The 18,589-nt window shown below is 34.8% G+C and carries 15 protein-coding genes, 1 tRNA gene and 1 pseudogene; 4 read left to right on the top strand and 13 right to left on the bottom strand.

Annotation, left to right across the window (positions count from 1 at the left end; genetic code table 11):
• Window positions 1-52: 52 nt before the first annotated feature.
• From DET49_RS14340 to DET49_RS14330, 3 genes are all read right to left on the bottom strand, one after another.
• Window positions 53-1,258: a primase-helicase family protein gene (locus DET49_RS14340; RefSeq protein ID WP_317130329.1), complete on the bottom strand. Its 1,206-nt coding sequence runs from the start codon at window positions 1,256-1,258 to the stop codon at window positions 53-55.
• Between the two features lie 34 nt (window positions 1,259-1,292).
• Complete coding sequence (locus DET49_RS14335) at window positions 1,293-1,583, bottom strand: helix-turn-helix transcriptional regulator (protein ID WP_093306600.1); 291 nt, start codon at window positions 1,581-1,583, stop codon at window positions 1,293-1,295.
• A gap of 124 nt (window positions 1,584-1,707) precedes the next feature.
• A complete protein-coding gene (locus DET49_RS14330) occupies window positions 1,708-2,382 on the bottom strand; it encodes a hypothetical protein (RefSeq protein WP_133548858.1) in 675 nt (224 codons plus the stop codon).
• 273 nt (window positions 2,383-2,655) lie between these two features.
• Between DET49_RS14330 and DET49_RS14325 the strand changes: the two genes are divergently transcribed.
• Window positions 2,656-3,780: a Fic family protein gene (locus DET49_RS14325; protein ID WP_133548856.1), complete on the top strand. Its 1,125-nt coding sequence runs from the start codon at window positions 2,656-2,658 to the stop codon at window positions 3,778-3,780.
• Between the two features lie 191 nt (window positions 3,781-3,971).
• Here DET49_RS14325 and DET49_RS14320 read toward each other — a convergent pair whose 3' ends face one another.
• Entirely contained in the window at window positions 3,972-4,811 is an 840-nt protein-coding gene (locus tag DET49_RS14320; protein WP_133548854.1) for a hypothetical protein, read from the bottom strand.
• Window positions 4,812-4,973: 162 nt separating this feature from the next.
• On the opposite strand from DET49_RS14320, the pseudogene DET49_RS14315 reads away from it, so the two are divergent.
• Window positions 4,974-5,205: pseudogene (locus tag DET49_RS14315) on the top strand (transposase); the annotation flags it as partial.
• Between the two features lie 64 nt (window positions 5,206-5,269).
• Here DET49_RS14315 and DET49_RS14310 read toward each other — a convergent pair.
• From DET49_RS14310 to mce, 7 genes are all read right to left on the bottom strand, one after another.
• Window positions 5,270-5,782: a YqhA family protein gene (locus DET49_RS14310; protein ID WP_133548853.1), complete on the bottom strand. Its 513-nt coding sequence runs from the start codon at window positions 5,780-5,782 to the stop codon at window positions 5,270-5,272.
• Between the two features lie 174 nt (window positions 5,783-5,956).
• On the bottom strand, window positions 5,957-7,459 hold the full coding sequence (locus DET49_RS14305; RefSeq protein ID WP_133548851.1) for an aldehyde dehydrogenase family protein: 1,503 nt from the start codon (window positions 7,457-7,459) through the stop codon (window positions 5,957-5,959).
• A gap of 204 nt (window positions 7,460-7,663) precedes the next feature.
• Window positions 7,664-8,509: a helix-turn-helix domain-containing protein gene (locus DET49_RS14300; RefSeq protein WP_133548849.1), complete on the bottom strand. Its 846-nt coding sequence runs from the start codon at window positions 8,507-8,509 to the stop codon at window positions 7,664-7,666.
• Between the two features lie 271 nt (window positions 8,510-8,780).
• A complete protein-coding gene (locus DET49_RS14295; protein ID WP_133548847.1) occupies window positions 8,781-9,848 on the bottom strand; it encodes a PepSY-associated TM helix domain-containing protein in 1,068 nt (355 codons plus the stop codon).
• Between the two features lie 64 nt (window positions 9,849-9,912).
• On the bottom strand, window positions 9,913-12,297 hold the full coding sequence (locus DET49_RS14290; RefSeq protein ID WP_133548845.1) for a TonB-dependent receptor: 2,385 nt from the start codon (window positions 12,295-12,297) through the stop codon (window positions 9,913-9,915).
• Between the two features lie 292 nt (window positions 12,298-12,589).
• Window positions 12,590-12,666, bottom strand: a tRNA-Ile gene (locus DET49_RS14285).
• A 101-nt stretch (window positions 12,667-12,767) separates the two neighbouring features.
• Window positions 12,768-13,193: a methylmalonyl-CoA epimerase gene (gene mce, locus DET49_RS14280; protein WP_133548838.1), complete on the bottom strand. Its 426-nt coding sequence runs from the start codon at window positions 13,191-13,193 to the stop codon at window positions 12,768-12,770.
• A 118-nt stretch (window positions 13,194-13,311) separates the two neighbouring features.
• Between mce and rbfA the strand changes: the two genes are divergently transcribed.
• A complete protein-coding gene (gene rbfA, locus DET49_RS14275) occupies window positions 13,312-13,707 on the top strand; it encodes a 30S ribosome-binding factor RbfA (RefSeq protein ID WP_133548836.1) in 396 nt (131 codons plus the stop codon).
• A gap of 1 nt (window position 13,708) precedes the next feature.
• Window positions 13,709-14,914, top strand: coding sequence for an ABC transporter permease (locus DET49_RS14270; RefSeq protein ID WP_133548834.1), 1,206 nt, complete (start codon window positions 13,709-13,711; stop codon window positions 14,912-14,914).
• A 143-nt stretch (window positions 14,915-15,057) separates the two neighbouring features.
• On the opposite strand, the gene dusB is transcribed toward DET49_RS14270, so the two are convergent.
• The gene (gene dusB / locus DET49_RS14265; protein ID WP_133548832.1) at window positions 15,058-16,050 is read right to left on the bottom strand and encodes a tRNA dihydrouridine synthase DusB; all 993 of its coding nucleotides are present in this window, start codon (window positions 16,048-16,050) and stop codon (window positions 15,058-15,060) included.
• Between the two features lie 85 nt (window positions 16,051-16,135).
• Window positions 16,136-18,541: an outer membrane beta-barrel family protein gene (locus tag DET49_RS14260; RefSeq protein ID WP_133548830.1), complete on the bottom strand. Its 2,406-nt coding sequence runs from the start codon at window positions 18,539-18,541 to the stop codon at window positions 16,136-16,138.
• Window positions 18,542-18,589 lie beyond the last annotated feature (48 nt).

The following is an 18,589-nucleotide window of genomic DNA, read 5'->3' as shown; positions in this document are numbered from 1 at the left end:
TAAAACCCCTGAATTAGCAGCTTTTCGGTATCATCATTTACGCATCAATTCATCACTTTATATCTTCCCTGAAATTCTGTAATAAAAACGATTTTTTAACCGTGTAATAGCGTCCCTTCCCATCGATAAGTCCGAGGCCACCCTCCTGCCACATATATAGCTTTCGATATTTTAGGGAATTATCCTGGTTATTTAATTTCCAGTCCTTCTTTAATATCTGCCGTAGTTGGGTTAAATCGGTTTTAACCCGGGTTCTATTTAAAATCTGCAAAGCATCTAAAGGACAAATTTCAACTTCCTCAAGATCAAAATTTTCCATAGCATCCAGCATCATGTTTGCTAATTCTTTTTCCACCCGATTCCGGTTGTTTTGCATCAGGTTCTCTAGTGCATTGGTTCTTATCTGCACTGGAGCAAACCACATTCTGGTTTTATGAGTTGTAGCTAATTCCCGCTGCTGGAGGTAATATAAAAAAGCGGGGATTTCTGCCTTCAGATGGTCTAAAAAATGAGTTTCCTCCTTTTGTAGGGATGGAACTTTCAAAACCCAAAAGCGGGTTTCTTCGCTATCGATCTTAATGAAGTTATCTTCATTATTACTACAGAGGATAAACTTTCCGAAAAACTCAACTTCCCGCTTATCTTTACCTTTAGCCTCCAGTTTATTAAAATCGGTAGTACTGAGGTATTTAATTCGTTCGGTGAGTTCCTCCCTATTAAATAAAACCTCGTCAATACAGATAAGGAGTTTATGCGTCCAATCAGTATTAAACTGACTGCTGAAACTATCATTGGTGAGATAAGTCAGGTTATTTTCGAAGATAGCTTTGAGCCATTTAAGAAAAGTAGTTTTTCCAGTCACCCGTTCTTTAGAAACCAGGCATAGTATGGGTAACATCTGAATGGGCTTTGTATACAAGAGTTGCAAATAATCAAGGCCTAATTCGAATTGGTTGCCGAAAATGTGCTTAACGAACAGCAGTGAATAATCTACTTTACCGCTACTGGGCAAAGTAGATAAGGGAGCGTAAGTATTATAAAAACCGTGATGTACCTGTTTAAAATCCAGGTGGCTCGGGATACAGGTAAAGCCTTCATATTTTTTAATACTTCCAACAAAGCCTTTACCGTGGTCCTGTCGTAAGGTCTCGATATTCCAGGGAATCAAAACTTCGTTGAAGTTCCCGGCAATTGTGGGCATTACTACTATTTTATAGTAACTCGTACCCACACGGATATAAGATGAATTTTTCATCATAATGTTTTTTTAAGGTTGAGTAAATAGCAAGTGATTACTTGCGGTTCTTCAATAGGTTCTTGTTGAACTGATCCTCAAGGTAGGCATCGGATAGGTCCGGTTCTCCCAGGAGCCAGGCATCGATTTTTTCCTTGTCGAAAAACTTCTGACGGATGTTCGGATTATTCCCCATTGGGATAAGCTTTAAATGGGTAAGCTTATAGATCTTACTTTTGGAGAGACCCGTATATTGTGCCAGGTCTTCCACGTTCATTACTTTCTTGGTGTGGGAAAGAAGCACTTTAATATCCTCCAATAAACCCACTACTTGTTCCTGCTCATTCATAACTATATGGTTAAAATTAGAAATGAGTAAAAGGCCTTTTACGATTTTGTACAGGACAAACTTAGGAAAGCAAATACCTATAAATCAATAGAGTAATTCAAACAAGAAGGGAATTATGCTATAATTATTCTTTATTCAACATCTGTCGGATGAATTTGCGCTGGTTTCGGGAATTAATTTTTTCCTGTTCGTTTTTCCAGGCGGAAAAACTGGTTTTTAAAGTGTTTTCTTTGAGCGGTTCGTTGTTCATCAAAAAGGAATTCATCAGCAACTGGAAAAAGTCACGTTTCCTTTCTCCGGAGCAATCTTGAATTCCACCAACTAACAATTCATCAAATAAAACAAACAAAATTCTGTGGTTTGCGGAGTCTCCGCTTTTATTCCCAACGGTGAAATTGATCTTCTCCTGAACCTTTCGGCCTTTAAGCAATCTAAAGAACTGCTCTTTAGCGTTTTTATCAAGGTTGATGTATTCAAACCTTATCCGGTATTTATTAATTGGCTCCACCTTAAAATTATGTCGGTCGGTCTCCAGGTGTTTATCTGATTCATAGAATATGGCCAGCCAAACCAAAACTACCGCCAGCACTATAAGAAGTATTAGAAAATAGACATAACCATCTATTATGGTTTTGACACCAAAAATTAAACTGAAGCTGGTGACGAAGAGAATAAAAAAAGACAGGATAAAAAGAATTAGGTTGGTGACATTTCCCTCTATTTTGTCCTCAATGAAATCATTTATTCCAGATCTTAATCTAGCCAGTGCTTTTCCAGATTCAAGAATAAATTTTTCCATAATTAATAACGCTTCAGGCTATTAAATATAGCTAAAAGAAAAATAATAGATTCATGCATCTAACTCTTCTAACATTTTTCACAAAAATCTTAATAAAGGAAAAGAGTAGTATATGTAAGGGTAAGTGTAATTGATGAATTATAAAGGCAGTATCTGCAATTACAATTTTGTTATTGTAAAAAAACACGCTTTTTTACAATAGCGTATATCTTATTGCAATAAAAATGCATATTTTGCAATAGTGTTTTTCAAATTGTAATTCTTATCTTTTTTATGCAAAATTTCAAATCGGGCAAGTATATAAATCAAGGACATTATAAAAGCTTTCAACCTAATCCTATAAATAAAGAATGGTTACTTGAAGATATGGAAATTCTAAGTTTGTTATCTAAGGCGGATAGGCAATTAGGCAGACTTGATATGTATAGCGAACATATTCCCGACATAGATCTTTTTATTAGCATGCACGTACTGAAAGAAGCTACACAAAGTAGTAAAATAGAAGGTACACAAACTAATATGGAAGAAGCTTTACTAGACAAAGAAGACGTAAGTAATGAGAAGAGAGATGACTGGGAAGAAGTACAAAACTATATTTCCGCTATGAGTAGAGCTATTGATATGTTGAATGAGATTCCCTTTTCTAGTAGGCTTATTAAAGAGACTCACAAAATTTTATTACAAGGAGTAAGGGGTGAACATAAACAACCTGGTGAATTTAGAAAAAGTCAAAATTGGATCGGAGGAGCTTCAATTAATGATGCTACTTTTATTCCTCCAGTTCACACAACATTGGGGGGACTAATGAGTGATTTAGAAAAGTTTACCCACAATCAAGACCTATTTTTTCCAGATCTTTTGAAAATAGGAATTATTCATTATCAGTTTGAAACAATTCACCCTTTTTTAGATGGAAATGGTCGAGTAGGGAGATTATTAATAACCCTTTATTTAGTTGATAAGGAAATTCTTAAAAAGCCTATTTTATATTTATCAGACTTTTTTGAAAGAAATAAAAATTTATACTACGATAATTTAATGCGCGTAAGGTCTAATAATGATCTAAAACAATGGCTTAAATTCTTCCTAGTAGGGATTATCGAAACAGCGAAAAAGGGTGTTGATACTTTTGACGAAATACTAAAATTAAAACAGCAATCTGAATTAAAAATTCAAACCCTTGGATCGAGAGCAAATAATGCTCAAAAAATCTTACAGTACTTATTAACAAGACCTGTGATTGATCCTAAAAAGGTTGAAGAGGTTGCCGGTGTATCCAATAGAACAGCTTACAATTTAATAAGCGATTTAGAAGAGCTAGAAATTTTAACAGAAGTAACTGGAAGTAAAAGGGGAAAGATTTATGCTTTCAAGAAATATTTAGCCCTTTTTAGCTAAAATAAATTTACAAAAAGGGACAATCCAAGGAACTTTAAAACTATAAAATATAAGAAAATTTAGGGGTTTGCAAACCCCTAAATTTTTTAATCTTGCTTGGAAATCCAGGCCTCTAATATTTACACAGTGATGAAAAAAGCCCCACAAACGTGGCATTTACAGGGCTTTATTTTGTATGTTTAATGCGATAACTAATGCTGAAAAGGATCTCTATCCTTCTTAGTATATTTTATATAAAATGCATCGGCAGAGGATTTCTTGAAGTACTTCACTTCACTGCTTCCCTTATCTCCACAGAATTCTTCTCTTTCGGCCTCAACAAATTCTTTTTCTGGATAGTTGGTAATGGCCGAGACATAAAATTGATTTTCAATTTGCCTTAGGGCCTCTTCTTCTCCTACAGAATAAGCTAAAAGATTACCAAAAACAAAAGGACTTTTGGCTTCTGAATAGTTCTTAGTATTTATTTGTCTTTTATTTGGATATTTATAAAGATCACAATCTCTAAAAAGCTGATTATTTATTTGAAACTCATTAAAAATCTTGGCGGTTCCTGCTGGAATAGTAACTATTTCCTTTTCACGATAACTTACACCGGCACCTGACGATATTGCCACTTCGGCCCCATCCTCTAAAGTTTTACTATTTGTTTGCCAAATATTGAAAATATTCATCCCGCTTAGAGAGGTTTTATTGCTTGACCGCTTTACCCGCGAAGCAGCAGTTCCCTTAGAGCTCATAAAAATGCGGTCCTGGAAATAATCGTAGGCAATACCATTTAGAATAAAATAACTTTCTTCAAGATGTAGATGTAAATCCTTTTCCGTTTTATTTTCAATCATAAAGTCAGCTGATCCGCCATTTTTCCAAAAATCATAGCTAATACGGCAATTGTCATCTTCATAAATTAAACCATTGCTAGTATTCTTAATATTTTCGCCTGTTTCGGCTTTATAAACCTGATAGTAGGTACTACTGCAAGAGGTCAAAACAAATACCAGGGTAAGAATGTAAAGTAATTTAAATTTCATAAATGAGGTTTTAAAAATTTTAGCAAAGCTAAGATCTTTAAAAGGTGTCTCCTTATGGTTTTCCGTAATGTGTTGAAAAAATTCACCGTCGAGTTATACGTCACGCACGACACACAATAAAAAAACCTACAAACGTAGTGTCTGTAGGGTTTCTAATGTTTACTACATATCACTGAGAAATCCAATGAGACAACCACTAAAGAAATACTTAAGTGGGTACACATTACCATTAGTAATGCAAAACGGAATTTCGCTGGAACCTACCATAAAATCCAGAAAAAATACCTGCAATTATATCTTAATGAGTTCGTTTACAAGTTAAATAGACGATATATTGGAGAACAAAATATTTAACAGGTTAGTGATAGCAAGCATTACATCAATAGGACACTAAACGGATATAAAAAATTTTATTTCATTTACGGTTTTTAGTGTTATCAAAGACATCAAAGCGTATTTCATTTTGAACTATCAGTTTCTTCTTTATTTAGGCTTAAAAATTTTAAACCAACAGCTAGTAAAAGAATAGAAATAGGAAGAATGATTATTTCCCATTTAAGGTTATCAATATTCACAAAAACGACTTCAAGAAATTTTACAAAAAGGATTATAACAATAACTTCGGCAAGCACATTTTTTAAATGACCAATGTTTGGTGTTCTAATCCATTTTAAGACGTTTTTTCCATCATCATATTTTTTATTAGAAATAAATAGCGTAAAGACACCATGTGCAAATATGAAGAGTACCAAAGCAATTAAAAAGGTATCTAAAGATTTTATGAGATATGTTGTAGCTATATCTGCCTTATGTAAATGTGCTTTGTCTTCTGGGATATAATTAAAGATAACAACTCTAAAGGCATTAATAGTTTTTAACGCACCAACAATAAAAAGTAGTAGCGATCCCAGAAGTGAACAAACAATGGCAATCCAGCTTATATGCCGGAATAGGTAGAAGGTTTTTTTCATAATCCTAAATCTTTAAAAGTTTTTAATATAGGGCTAAAAAAGTAAATCCCCAGAATATTCTGGGGATTTACTGGATAATCGAGATTTAATGCACCGAGGCTTGCCTGGAAATCCAAAAATTTTTCTTTTAATGCCTCGAGGTAATTTACTTGAATTTTAATCCCAATTAATCAATTAGAATAAGCCCATTGGTTTCTTATCGTAAGAGATCAACATGTTTTTTACTACACGGTAATGATCTAAAGCCATTTTGTGGTTTTCACGACCAAAACCTGATTCTTTAACTCCACCAAAAGGAGCGTGTGCAGGATAAGTATGATATTGGTTTACCCAAACTCTACCAGCCTGTATAGCACGAGGAACCTGGAATAATTCGTGAGCGTCACGAGACCAAACACCAGCACCTAATCCATACGGAGTATCGTTGGCAATTTTGATAGCTTCTTCAGTAGAACTGAAAGTTGTTAAAGCTACAACTGGGCCAAAAATTTCTTCTTGGAAAACACGCATGTTGTTATCACCTTTTAATACTGTAGGTTGGATGTAATATCCTTCTGAAAGTTCACCTTCGTAATTACCAGCGTCACCACCGGCTAATACTTCAGCACCTTCTTCTTTACCAATATTGATGTATCCCAAGATTTTTTCGTATTGCGCTTTAGAAACTTGAGAGCCAATCATTGTTTCAGGATCTAACGGATTTCCTGTTTTGATACCTCTTAAACGTTCTTGCATTTTTACGATAAAATCATCAGCGATATCTTTGTGCACTAAAATACGTGTTGGCGCTGTACAAATTTCTCCCTGATTAAGAGCGAACATTAACGCACCTTCAATAGCTTTGCTATAGAATTCATCGTCTTGATCTGCCACCGACGGGAAGAAAATGTTTGGAGACTTACCGCCTAGTTCCATAGTTACAGGAATAATATTTTCAGCTGCGTTATGCAATACTTTACGACCTGTTTCGGTAGAACCCGTAAAAGAAAGTTTGGCAATGCGCTTAGAGGTAGCTAATGCAGCACCAGCTTCAGCACCAAAACCGCTTACGATGTTCAATACACCTTCAGGAAGAATGTCACCAATAAGTTCCATTAATGCCATGACACTAGTAGGGGTTTGTTCAGCTGGTTTAACAACCGCTGTACATCCTGCTGCTAAAGCCGGAGCTATTTTCCAAGCTAGCATTAACATTGGGAAGTTCCAAGGGATAATTTCACCTACAACACCAATAGGTTCGTTTAAAACGATACTAACAGTGTCTTTGTCATGTTCAGAAATACTTCCTTCGTCTGCACGAATAACACCTGCGAAATAACGAAAATGATCAATACAGTAAGGGATATCTGCTGCACGTGACTCACGGATTGGTTTCCCATTGTCAATAGTTTCTAAAGTTGCTAAGTATTCGAAGTTGTCTTCCATTACTTGAGCAATTTTTAATAACGCATTACTGCGTTCTGTAGCTGAAGAGGTGCTCCAAGCTGGGAACGCTTGGTGAGCAGCATCAAGAGCCAAATCAATATCTTCTTGAGTTGAACGCGCCGCTTGCGTAAATACTTTACCGTCTACTGGAGATACATTGTCGAAATACTCACCTTTTACAGGAGCTACGAATTTACCGCCAATAAAGTTCCCGTATCTTTCTTTAAATACAGGTTTAGTTACATTTGCCATAATTATATATTTAATTTTAAAACTTTAATTATGCTTGCCAAAACAAGCATCGTGTAATTACAGGGCAAATATATGTTGGGTTCTTAGTTTCTTATTTATTGATACAGTTCATTAACTTATGAAAAAAGGTCAATGTAAAACATTTAATATATGCGTACAATTTACTTTAAATGCAAACGTCTTAAAAACAGATAATTAAGCAATTTATTTTAAATTAGAAATATCTGTTGGACTAATTCCAAACTTGTTTTTAAAAGCTATACTAAAGTTAGACAGGTTATTATAGCCAATTTCCAAATAAATATCAGATGCTTTCAATTCGCTACTCTGCAATAATTCTTTTGCTTTTTGAAGACGCCTGTCTTGTAACCATTTTCCAGGTGGTTCATTGTATTCATTTATAAAATGCCGTTTGAAGGTAGATAAACTCATATTACAGAGAAAGGCAATTTCTTCTAGTTTTAAATTTGAATACACATTGCTATCTATTACGTTTTTAAATGGAGAAATTTCTTTTGATATTAATGAGTGTAAGTAATATTCAAACTTATTACCATATTTATTGAGCAGATACAACATTATTTCTTCAAACTTTAAAACCAATAAAGCATCGCTATACCTATGACTTGTAAAGGTGCCAGATGATAAAGAGTTGATAAATGTAGCAATATAATCATCGTTTTCAATTACAAAATAGGGCACCTCCTCTTGGTAAGGTTTAACATTGTTAGTATACTTACTTAAGAAATCAGTTAGTTTTTTTTCAGAAAAGAAAAAAAGCTTGCAGTAATAAATAGCTTCAGTATCTAATAATTCAGTCCAAAGCCAATTTCCTTTTTTAAGCAATAAAGATTGAGCTTTATTTACCGCAACCGATGTGCCGGCAAAATGTACTTGCTTTTTACCAACTTGTAAAAAACTAAACATATTCATGCTTAAATTAACTTTACTTTTTACAACATCACTAGTCATCCTAAAGTCATATACAAATATATCTTGAGGAGTTTTTTTATTTTGAATATAAATTTCAGGAATGTTTTCTATTGGCATTTTTATATTTTTTAGCTTTAACCTATGCTTATAAATACTTATTACAATTAGGGCTATATCCCCTTTGTGGTAATTTAGTATAAATTCTATAAGAGTAACCATTAATAATATAGAAAAGATATTTAACCTATTTACGGAGATGGCAATTTACTCGATATTCGAGATTTAATGCTCCGAGGTTTGCCTCGAAATCTAAAAATTGTTGCATTTAATGCCGCGTGGTCTTGCCATGAGACAATTTAACTAAGATAATAAACCTTAATATTGTTGATCATCTTACTGTTCTAAAATAATAAAACCTGAGGCCGGTAATAAATAGAATTACAGGAATAAAGCCTGAGATAAAAACTAAAATCCTTCCTAAAAACCCCGCTATTTCTCCAATATGAATTGGATACATTTGTGCTGCTATTTTTTCACTAAGACGATCACTTTCAAAGGAGGTAGTATTCATGATTTTACCATTTTGATTTACTTTTAATTCTTTTGTTTTTCTAAATCCGGGAACAATAAATCGGTCCTTTATATATCTAAATTGATATACTTCATTTGGATTTTTAGGAAAGTAAATTGCACGGAGGGAATATGTTTCATCTGGAGCCTGTAATATGTTCAGTATATCCAATGAAGTACCTGGATTTATCTTTTTCTCAGGTTTGGAGTTTTCAGTAAAGTTATCAACCAACTTAAAGGCCTCTTTGTAATAGATATTATAAGTAAAATACCCTCCCGAAAAAGCTATTAAAAGCAAAGGAAGAAGAAAAAACAATCCTAATGATTTATGAACATCGTAGTTAAACCTTTTTCTATTTCGTTTCCATTTAATTTTAATCCCTTTTTTAAAATTGAACTTATATTTCTTCCACCATAATAAGAACCCGGATGTTAAGAGAAAAAGAAAAAACAAAACGGCACTTCCACCTACAATAAATTTACCAAATTCTGGAATCCCAAGGCTGCGATGAATCTTCAACAACTCCTCAAAAAATGATATAGAAGTTGATTTTTGTCCTAGAAGCATTCCATTATCTGGATGATAATAAAGTGTTTCACCGTTAGTATAAGCAATAGAAATCGTTTGTTGCTCCCGGTATGGAAGGAAAATTTTAGAAACGGTATCCTTATGTTTTTCATAAAGAGACCGGGAGGTTCTTAAAAGGGTTTCTTCCGAAGTATTATTAATGGTCTCTACCTGGAGTAATGATGGATTTAAGGCCGCAGTTATTTCTGGTTGCCATACATACATAGAACCGGTGAGCCCAGAAATGGATGCTAATATACCACAAGACAGTCCTAAATAAAGATGTACTTTCTTAACTATTTTTAAAAATGGTTTCAAGTAATATGTTTTAGTAATTGAGAGGTGCCGCTACTTATAATTTATAAGCAACGGCGACCAATATTTAAAAATTATAAGTTACCCCAAGACGTGCATTAGCTCCTTCTCCCGCTACAGTAAAAGACCTTAATGGTGCTGCCCACTGAGATCTCGCGGGTAAATAGTATTCATTCATAAGGTTATTAATACCTAAGGAAATACCAAGATTAGGTTCTATTTTGTAAGTCGCAGATAAATTGACCAATGTATATCCATTTACAGGAAACTCAGTATGTCTGTAAGCAAAATTACCTTCCGCATCCTGAAACGTGTTAAACCGCTTTCGATCTCCCAAATTTAGCACCTTCAATGAGGTACTTATCTTTTCTGTTGGTTTCCAGGTAACATGAGCTGTTAATTTTGGAGCGGAAATAACATCACTTCCTACATAACTTAAATTATTTTCATTGTCTTTAGGGTGTTTAAGTCCTTCTACATAGGAATAAGATGCTCCCAGAAATACTTTTTTATTAGAAAAGGCGTAATCCAATACCAACTCCCCACCAAATATTTTTTGCGGTTGCTCAGAAGGTATAAATGAATTTAGCTCGTCACTAAATACAACTCCGGTGCCCAAATTTGAGGTGCTATAATATCCTACTGCTTCCAATCGGAAATTGTTGAATTTTGAAATAAATCCGAATTCATAATTATTGGTGACAGCTGGTTCTAATTGAATATTATCTATGCTCTCAGCTCTTGCAGATCTTAAAATAGATCCTAAATCGGCAATGGAAAATCCTTGAGAATAACTGATGTATGGAATAAATTCCTGATGCTCAATATATCTTAATCCTAAATTGAATGCAAGGTTATCGAATGCAAGCTCTCCCCCCTGAACAGCTATGGAAGGGTTAAAGTTATCATCTCCTTTAGGGGAATAGGGGAGAGTATTATAATCAGCAATATCCATTTTTAAGTCATCATACCGCAATCCTGCTTTGAATGCCCACTTTTGGTGCAGTTTCACGGTGGTTTGTAAATAAGGTGCGATGCTCATTAATTCAATATTGGGCACCCATAGTCTTCCGTCTAACAGACCCTGATTGGTTTTATCCTTTAATAGATCCAACCCATAGATCAGTGAGATGTCTATATCACGATACTGATTAATATGCGTATTAAAATTTGGACGTAAGCCATATTTTTCTGAATTGATCACAGATTGTCCACCATTTTCGAATTTATCAGAATAAAAGAAAATGCTCTTGGCTTTCGAATAATATAAGTCAGTTTCAAAATCAGTAGTTTCAGAAAAAATACTGTTCAAATTATATTTTAATCTTCCATTTATCAGTTGGGAACCGGTAGGTTGTTGTCCAGGAACTGAACCCTGGATGCCATATCCTGGTTCTAAGGAGTAATCTCCTTCCTCATTCAATACCTGTATATCTGCAAAGACTGGAATAAAAGGGGAGTCTTGAAGCGATTTATAAAGGTTTCCATTAAGTGTTAATTTCTGATTTTCTGAAAGTAAATATTCCAGTTTACCATACATGCTATAAATGTTCGTATTGTCAAAACCATAGGTGGGAAGAAGGGGATCGCCATTCGCATCATATTTATTTCCAGTTTGTTCTAAACTTCCACTAACGTAATAATTAAATTTGTCTAACTGCCCGGTAAAAGATTGATAAACACCATATCCCTGTGCATCTTCTGTATCAGATAGCTGAGTAGTACCCCAGATCTCGGTAGTTCCGGTTATTTTTCCTTTTGTGTTGGGTTGTTTAGTAATATAATTGATAAAGCCACCATTTCCTCCATTACCAAAAATGGAAGTAGCTCCTTTTATAACCTCAACCCTTTGTATATCTTGAGGATTAACGCTTTTAATTCCCAATTGCCCATTTCGCAAAGGGGTAGATTGAGGAACTCCATCTACCATTACCAATAAAGATCGTCCCCTTAAGGTTTGTCCCCAATTGGAAAAAGTACCTGTGCTTACCGCAAGACCGGGAACGGTGAAGGCTAAGATTTCATTTACGTTAGAGGTTAATTTTGTAAATTCTTTTAGTTTGGCTGAATTTACAACGGTAACAGAAGCTGGAATTTCAGAAAGGTATTCCGGATTTCTGCTGGCAGAAATTACTACCTCATCCAAACTGCCGTAATCCTCTTTTAAGGCTGTATTATATATTTCTATAGTATTAGAAGTAAATGCTATTTTTTCTATTTTGGTTTGATAGCCTAACATTCTTATAGTTACTGTATAGGTGCCTTCAGGAATGGCTTTTAAATTATAAAAACCATCAAAATTTGTAGTGGTTCCTTTTCCTAATTCCTCCAGGTAAATAGTAGCTCCTGCAATAGGTGTATTTAATTCATTTTTAATTTCCCCTTTTAAACCAGATTGGGAATACAGAGTTAGGCTAAAAAGAAACAATGCCATTAACGTAAAATATCTCATTATTATTATTTAGATTTATTAAAAATAAAGGCAAATATAAAAGCAAGAATCAACGGGACAAAGAAAATTTAAGATTTTTTTAAAAAGCGTGAATTGTAAAATACCAGTAGGGTTTAAGGGTAGTTCCAGCGAAGTTTAGAGGAGTCAAAAAAAATAGAACCCTACTTGTATAGATTAATCACAATTTTTTTACCTAAATACAACAATTGCGATTGATCCTCCAAATGTTGTACATATGTTGTACCCAAGAAGAAACAAAAAAGCCTTACATCTCTGTAAGGCTTGATTTTATTGGTGGTCCCACCTGGGCTCGAACCAGGGACCCCTTGATTATGAGTCAAGTGCTCTAACCAGCTGAGCTATAGGACCAATTCAAGCATTTGATTAATACCTGAATTTTAGGTGTGCAATATTAGTACATATTTTCAAGCTCTGCAAGACTAAACGTGATTTTCCTTAATCACTTCTCACTACGAATCCGAACTGTTTGTAATCGGAGCTCTTTCCTGGCATAATTCTACCAAAACGCCGTTTACACTTTTTGGATGCATAAAAGCTATCAACTTGTTATCGGCACCTTTTTTAGGCTCGGCATTTATCATCTTAAAACCCTCATTTTCCAGGCGGGCGATTTCAGCTCTAATATCATCTACAGCAAACGCTAGGTGATGAATTCCCTCGCCCCGTTTATCAATAAATTTGGCTATTGGACTGTCAGGATTTGTAGCTGCTAATAATTCAATTTTACTGTCGCCAATTTTAAAAAAAGAAGTTCTTACTCCTTCACTTTCTACAGTTTCGGTTTTATAATTTTCACTACCTAAAACTGCTTGGTAGGTGGCATTGGCCACATCCAGATCTTTTACTGCAATACCAATATGTTCAATTTTCTTCATCTCACTTCTTGTTTTCGGCAAAGTAAACTTCTATTTTTATATAAACAAAATAAACCAGATTCTAGCATCGATTTCACATCTTAGGTACATAACAAATTTATTATAGTATTTTTGCCGTATGGAAGAGACAAACAGACAAAAGAAAATAGGAGGGGTTTTACAGCGTGATCTTGCTGATATTCTGCAAAAAAACCTTAAAGATGCAGGAAGAACAGGAGTAATCATTTCAGTCTCTAAAGTAAAAGTGACTACAGATCTTTCTATTGCTAAGGCATATATTAGTATTTTTCCACAGAAACATGCACAAGAAGTAATAGAGGAAATAAACCTGGGCAAGTCTAAAATAAAGCATGAAATGGCTCAACGAACAAAAAATCAACTTAGAAAAATGCCCGAAATTAATTACTATCTCGATGATTCGTTGGAATATATAGAGAATATTGAAAAATCAATTAAAGGCGAAGAAAATCCCATAGCCGATCCCGACTTACTGGAACGCCGGAAAAAGTCATAATTTGAAATTTCCCTTCTACATCGCCAGTCGCTATCTTTTTAGCAAAAGCAGTAATAATGCAATAAATATTATCACCATTATTGCGGCTATTGGAGTTTTTGCAGGAGCTTTTTCGTTATTTATTGTACTCTCGGGATTTGCTGGTTTAAAAGATTTTAGTCTATCATTTTCCAATAAATTTGATCCTGATTTAAAAATACTTCCAATAAGTGGTAAAACTTTTCAATTTCCCGAAAACAAAGCAGAAAAACTGTCCGACATTGAAGGAGTTTCAGAGTTTAGTAAAATTATTGAAGAACGTATTTTTCTTGATTTCCGTAATAAAAATCATACTGCTTTTATAAAAGGCGTGGACAAGAATTACCGACAGGTTAACCAAATAGACAGTGCGGTTTCCGGTTCGTGGTTAACCAATAGTGAAGCACAAGTGGTGGTGGGAAATACGATTTCTCGAAAATTAGGACTTAGTATTTTTAACTATCAAAGTTTACTTAACGTGATGGTTCCACGCCCCGGAAAAGGTCAAATTACTGGTTTAAATCCAGGACAGGCTTTTAACCAGGAGAAAGTAATTGTTAGCGGAATATACAGTATAAATGAAGAATTGGATGATAAATATGTTTTTTCGAATCTGAATTTCGCTCAAAATCTTTTAGAATTAGATGAAAACACATATTCGAGTATAGAAATTAAAATAACACCCAACGCGGATGCGGATGCAGTTACGACCGAAATCGAAAAACTTTTTGGAAACGAGGTTATTATAAAAAACAGAGCCCAGCTTAACGAAGTGCTATATAAAATGCTTAATACGGAAAACCTAGCGGTCTACCTTATTTTTACCCTGGTATTAATTATCGCCTTATTCAATGTAGCTGGTTCTATTATTATGGTAATTCTTGATAAACGGAATAATATCAAAACTTTATTTAGTTTAGGTGCTTCAGAAAGGCAAATAAAAAAAATATTCTTTACCCAGGGAATGCTTATGACCATTATTGGGGGCGCTATAGGATTATCAGCCGCAATTTTACTGGTTTACATGCAACTGCAATTTGATCTTGTAATGATAACCCCGAGCTTACCCTATCCGGTAGCTATTACTATTGACAACATTCTTATTGTAATCTTTACAATAGGAATTCTCGGTCTTATTGCTTCTTTTATCGCAGCTGGAAGCAGCAGACAAGCATTAAAAGCAATTTAAACCCTGGGCTCTATAATTAATCACCCTTTGATTTCATATGTTTTCAACAAGTATTTGAGGCCTACAGAACTATGATTCTTCAATGGAAATATGTTCGGAGAATAATAGGATTGATAAAAAGATAGGTGACCTAGCCTTATAAACTAAGCGAACTGAAAATCAGAAAAATCACGTTCTACTTCATCAAAAGCGACGAAAACATCCGCAGCATCATCGCTGGTTACCATTTTCATTCGGTATTCCTTAAAATGAGGGATTCCCTTGAAGTAATTTGTATAATGGCGACGGGTTTCAAAAACACCCAATTTCTCCCCTTTCCAGTCAATCGCCATTTGTAAATGACGTCTTGCAGCATCAAGTCGCTCCAACATTGTCGGAGGCGCTAAGTGGTGACCGGTTTCAAAATAATGTTTTACTTCCCTGAAAAACCAAGGATAACCAATACTGGCGCGACCAATCATCGCACCATCAAGTCCGTAATCATCACGCATCTCAACAGCCTTTTCAGGAGTGTCTACATCACCATTCCCAAAAACCGGAATATGCATTCTTGGATTGTTTTTTACCTCAGCAATTGGTGCCCAATTTGCTTCACCCTTATACATCTGAACACGGGTTCTCCCGTGAATGGAGATGGCTTTGCATCCGACATCCTGAAGTCTTTCTGCCACCTCAACAATTCTTATGGAATCATTATCCCAGCCTAAACGGGTTTTTACAGTGATAGGTAAGTTGGTATGTTTAACCATTGCTTCCGTTAAAGAAACCATCAAATCGATATCCTTTAAAATTCCTGCTCCTGCTCCTTTTGAAACCACTTTTTTAACTGGGCAACCAAAATTAATGTCAATAATATCCGGATTTGATTTCTCTACAATTTCTATCGATTTTAGCATAGAATCCAGTTCAGCTCCAAAAATTTGAATGCCTACTGGTCTTTCTTTTTCGTAAATATCAAGTTTCATGGTACTTTTCGCAGCGTCGCGAATAAGTCCTTCGGAAGAGATAAATTCAGTGTAAACCACATCTGCACCCTGCTCTTTGCAAAGCGCCCGGAATGGCGGATCGCTCACATCTTCCATCGGTGCTAAAAGCAACGGGAAGTCTCCTACATCTATATTTCCTATTCTGGCCACTTCGGATTATTTTGGAGTGCAAAAGTACAAAAAGCCCCCAAACCCCCAAAGAAGGTATTTTGAGAAAATAAAGGTATATTGGTTTTTAAATTCTGTCTCTTTCAGAGGCTTCAATGCTGCGTTGGTTATCTTCCAGCCTAAAGTTCCCGAAGTTATATTTAAAACCCACCCGCACATATCGCATTTCTTCCCGAGCGAAAAATGAATTATCCTGATTGAGATACTTCGAAGTCAGTCTCGTATTGGTTTGGTTAAAAATATCGTTGAAATTAAGGCTAACTTCAGCTCGATTATTCCAAAGTGTTTTCCTGAAACCAAGGCTCAAAGTTGAAAAAGGATCAAAATTATAAGAACCAGAGATGTAATCTGAAACATAAGTGAAACTAAGATTTCCGGAAAAAGTGCCATCTTCTGAAAGTGTAAAAGAATTATACAATTGAGCAAATACAGCATCAATTTCATTGGTAACTTCTACATTATCGCTTTCTACCGCTAAAAAAGTATTTTCTTCGTGAAAAAGTGAAGCGTACAATTGGGCATACCACCATCCGCTTATCGAACGACCGTGCAAAATATCCAATCCATAACCTTTACTTTCCAATAAATTGGCCTGTAACCTTCTAATGGTAAAATTTTGATTATCCTGAAATGCCAAACTTGCCGATGATCTCCCATTATCACGATAATATACATCGAAAAAATATTTTCCCATAAGCGTATAATTTAAGTTGAAATTATTACTAATTGCCGCTCTTAAATTCGGGTTTCCGGCATTAAAATCATTTTCATTTAAGAAGTATCTAAATGGGTTCAGGCTTTCATATCTCGGGCGTTCAATTCTTCGGCTGTAATCCACAGTAAAACTATGGTTATCTGTAGCTCTATATTGTAGATAAACAGTTGGAAAAATTTCAAAATATTCTTGACTATTCAATTGATTTGTTGAAAATGACATTCCTAAAAGATCTGTATATTCCCCTCTTAATCCAGCTTTTGCACTCCACTTTTCCCAATCTCTGGATGCGCTGGCATAAATAGCATAAACCTTTTCATCATAATGAAATTCATCAGATAGGTTGTCATACAAGTTTTGAAGGCTTTCTGCATCAAAAAAATCGATGCCACTTTCAGAATCTATACTGGATAATTTTAATCCGCTTTCAAAAGAGGTTTTTCCCAGGCTTGAAGTTAAGTCTATTTGAGCTGTAAGAATATTTATATCTTGAACAGCCTCGGTACCAAAGGCAATATTATTCACAGCTTCCCCATTTCCAGAAAAATAATCGGTGTTAACCCTTTGGTGACGTTCCTGGTCAAATTTAGTATAATGCGCACCGGCAGAAATATTTCCTCCATTTTCAAAATCATGGGTATAACTCAGATCCACTGCAATATTGCTATCATCAGTATTTACATCACTATCAGTAATAAAGCGTGAAAATGGATTACTCGCCATAGTTAAAATATCCGTTCGTACCGAATTATCAAAAGTTTTATCGGGTGAAAAAAACAGGTTTGAAGAAAAACTAAGTTTGTTTTTTTTATCAAATTCGTAATCTAGAATAAAATTCGCATTATGCAGCTGAGAACGGGTTATCCGTTCAAAGTTGCTTTGCCACAGCTGGGATAAATCTGAATTAGGATTGAAATTGATGTAACTATTGTCCCGCTTTATCTCTTTGCGCGGGCTGAAAGAATAATTTGTAAAAATATTAAGTTTGTTTCCTTTCCAAAAGTGACTTGTTCCTAACCGATACTTAGGAACAATTCCCTGAGTATATGTGCCTTCAACACTTCCTTTATAACCAGGTGATATTGCAGCATTAGTGTTAATATTTAAAATTGCGCCTCCTTCAGCGTCATACTTCGCAGGAGGATTCGTGATAACTTCAACCGATTTGATATTTTCTGCAGAATAACTTTTCAAAAGCGCCTGTAATTCATCATTGCTAAGTTGCACTTTACGGTCATTAATATAAACCGTTACTCCAGAATTTCTAACCTGTAATTGGCCTTGTGCCATTATTACACCAGGTGTTTGTCTTAAAATATCCCAACTGCTTCCACTGGATAGCGTAGAATTTTCAACATCAAAAGTTATTCGGTCTATGCTTCGTGTAATTTTTGGTTTGCGGGCGTGGATCGTAACTTCATCTAAATTTGAAGAACCTTCTTTTAAAGTTATTTTTCCTATTTTTTCATTTGAATTAACTGTGATTTTTTGAAGATATTCTTCATAACCTACAAAACTCACTTTTAGCAAATAATTATTTGAAGAAATATCCTTTAGCAAAAACTCACCATTGTCCTCAGAAATAGCTCCTTTATAAACCGATGTAGAATCTTCTGCATTTAATAAAATAACGTTTGCAAAAGCAACAGGCTCACTGGATTCGGTTACCAATTTCCCCTTTAAAGAATGTTGTGCAAATAGAAAATTAGAAATTAATAATAGTAGGGTAATCAGAATTGGATTGTAATTTCTGGTCATATATTTCGGATGGCTTTTTATGGAAAAATCAAACAAATATATACTTTC

Source organism: Salegentibacter sp. 24 (genome assembly GCF_004362395.1).
Taxonomy (GTDB): Bacteria; Bacteroidota; Bacteroidia; order Flavobacteriales; family Flavobacteriaceae; genus Salegentibacter.
Note: the sequence above shows the minus strand (reverse complement) of the source record. Positions and strands in the feature narration are given on the sequence as shown.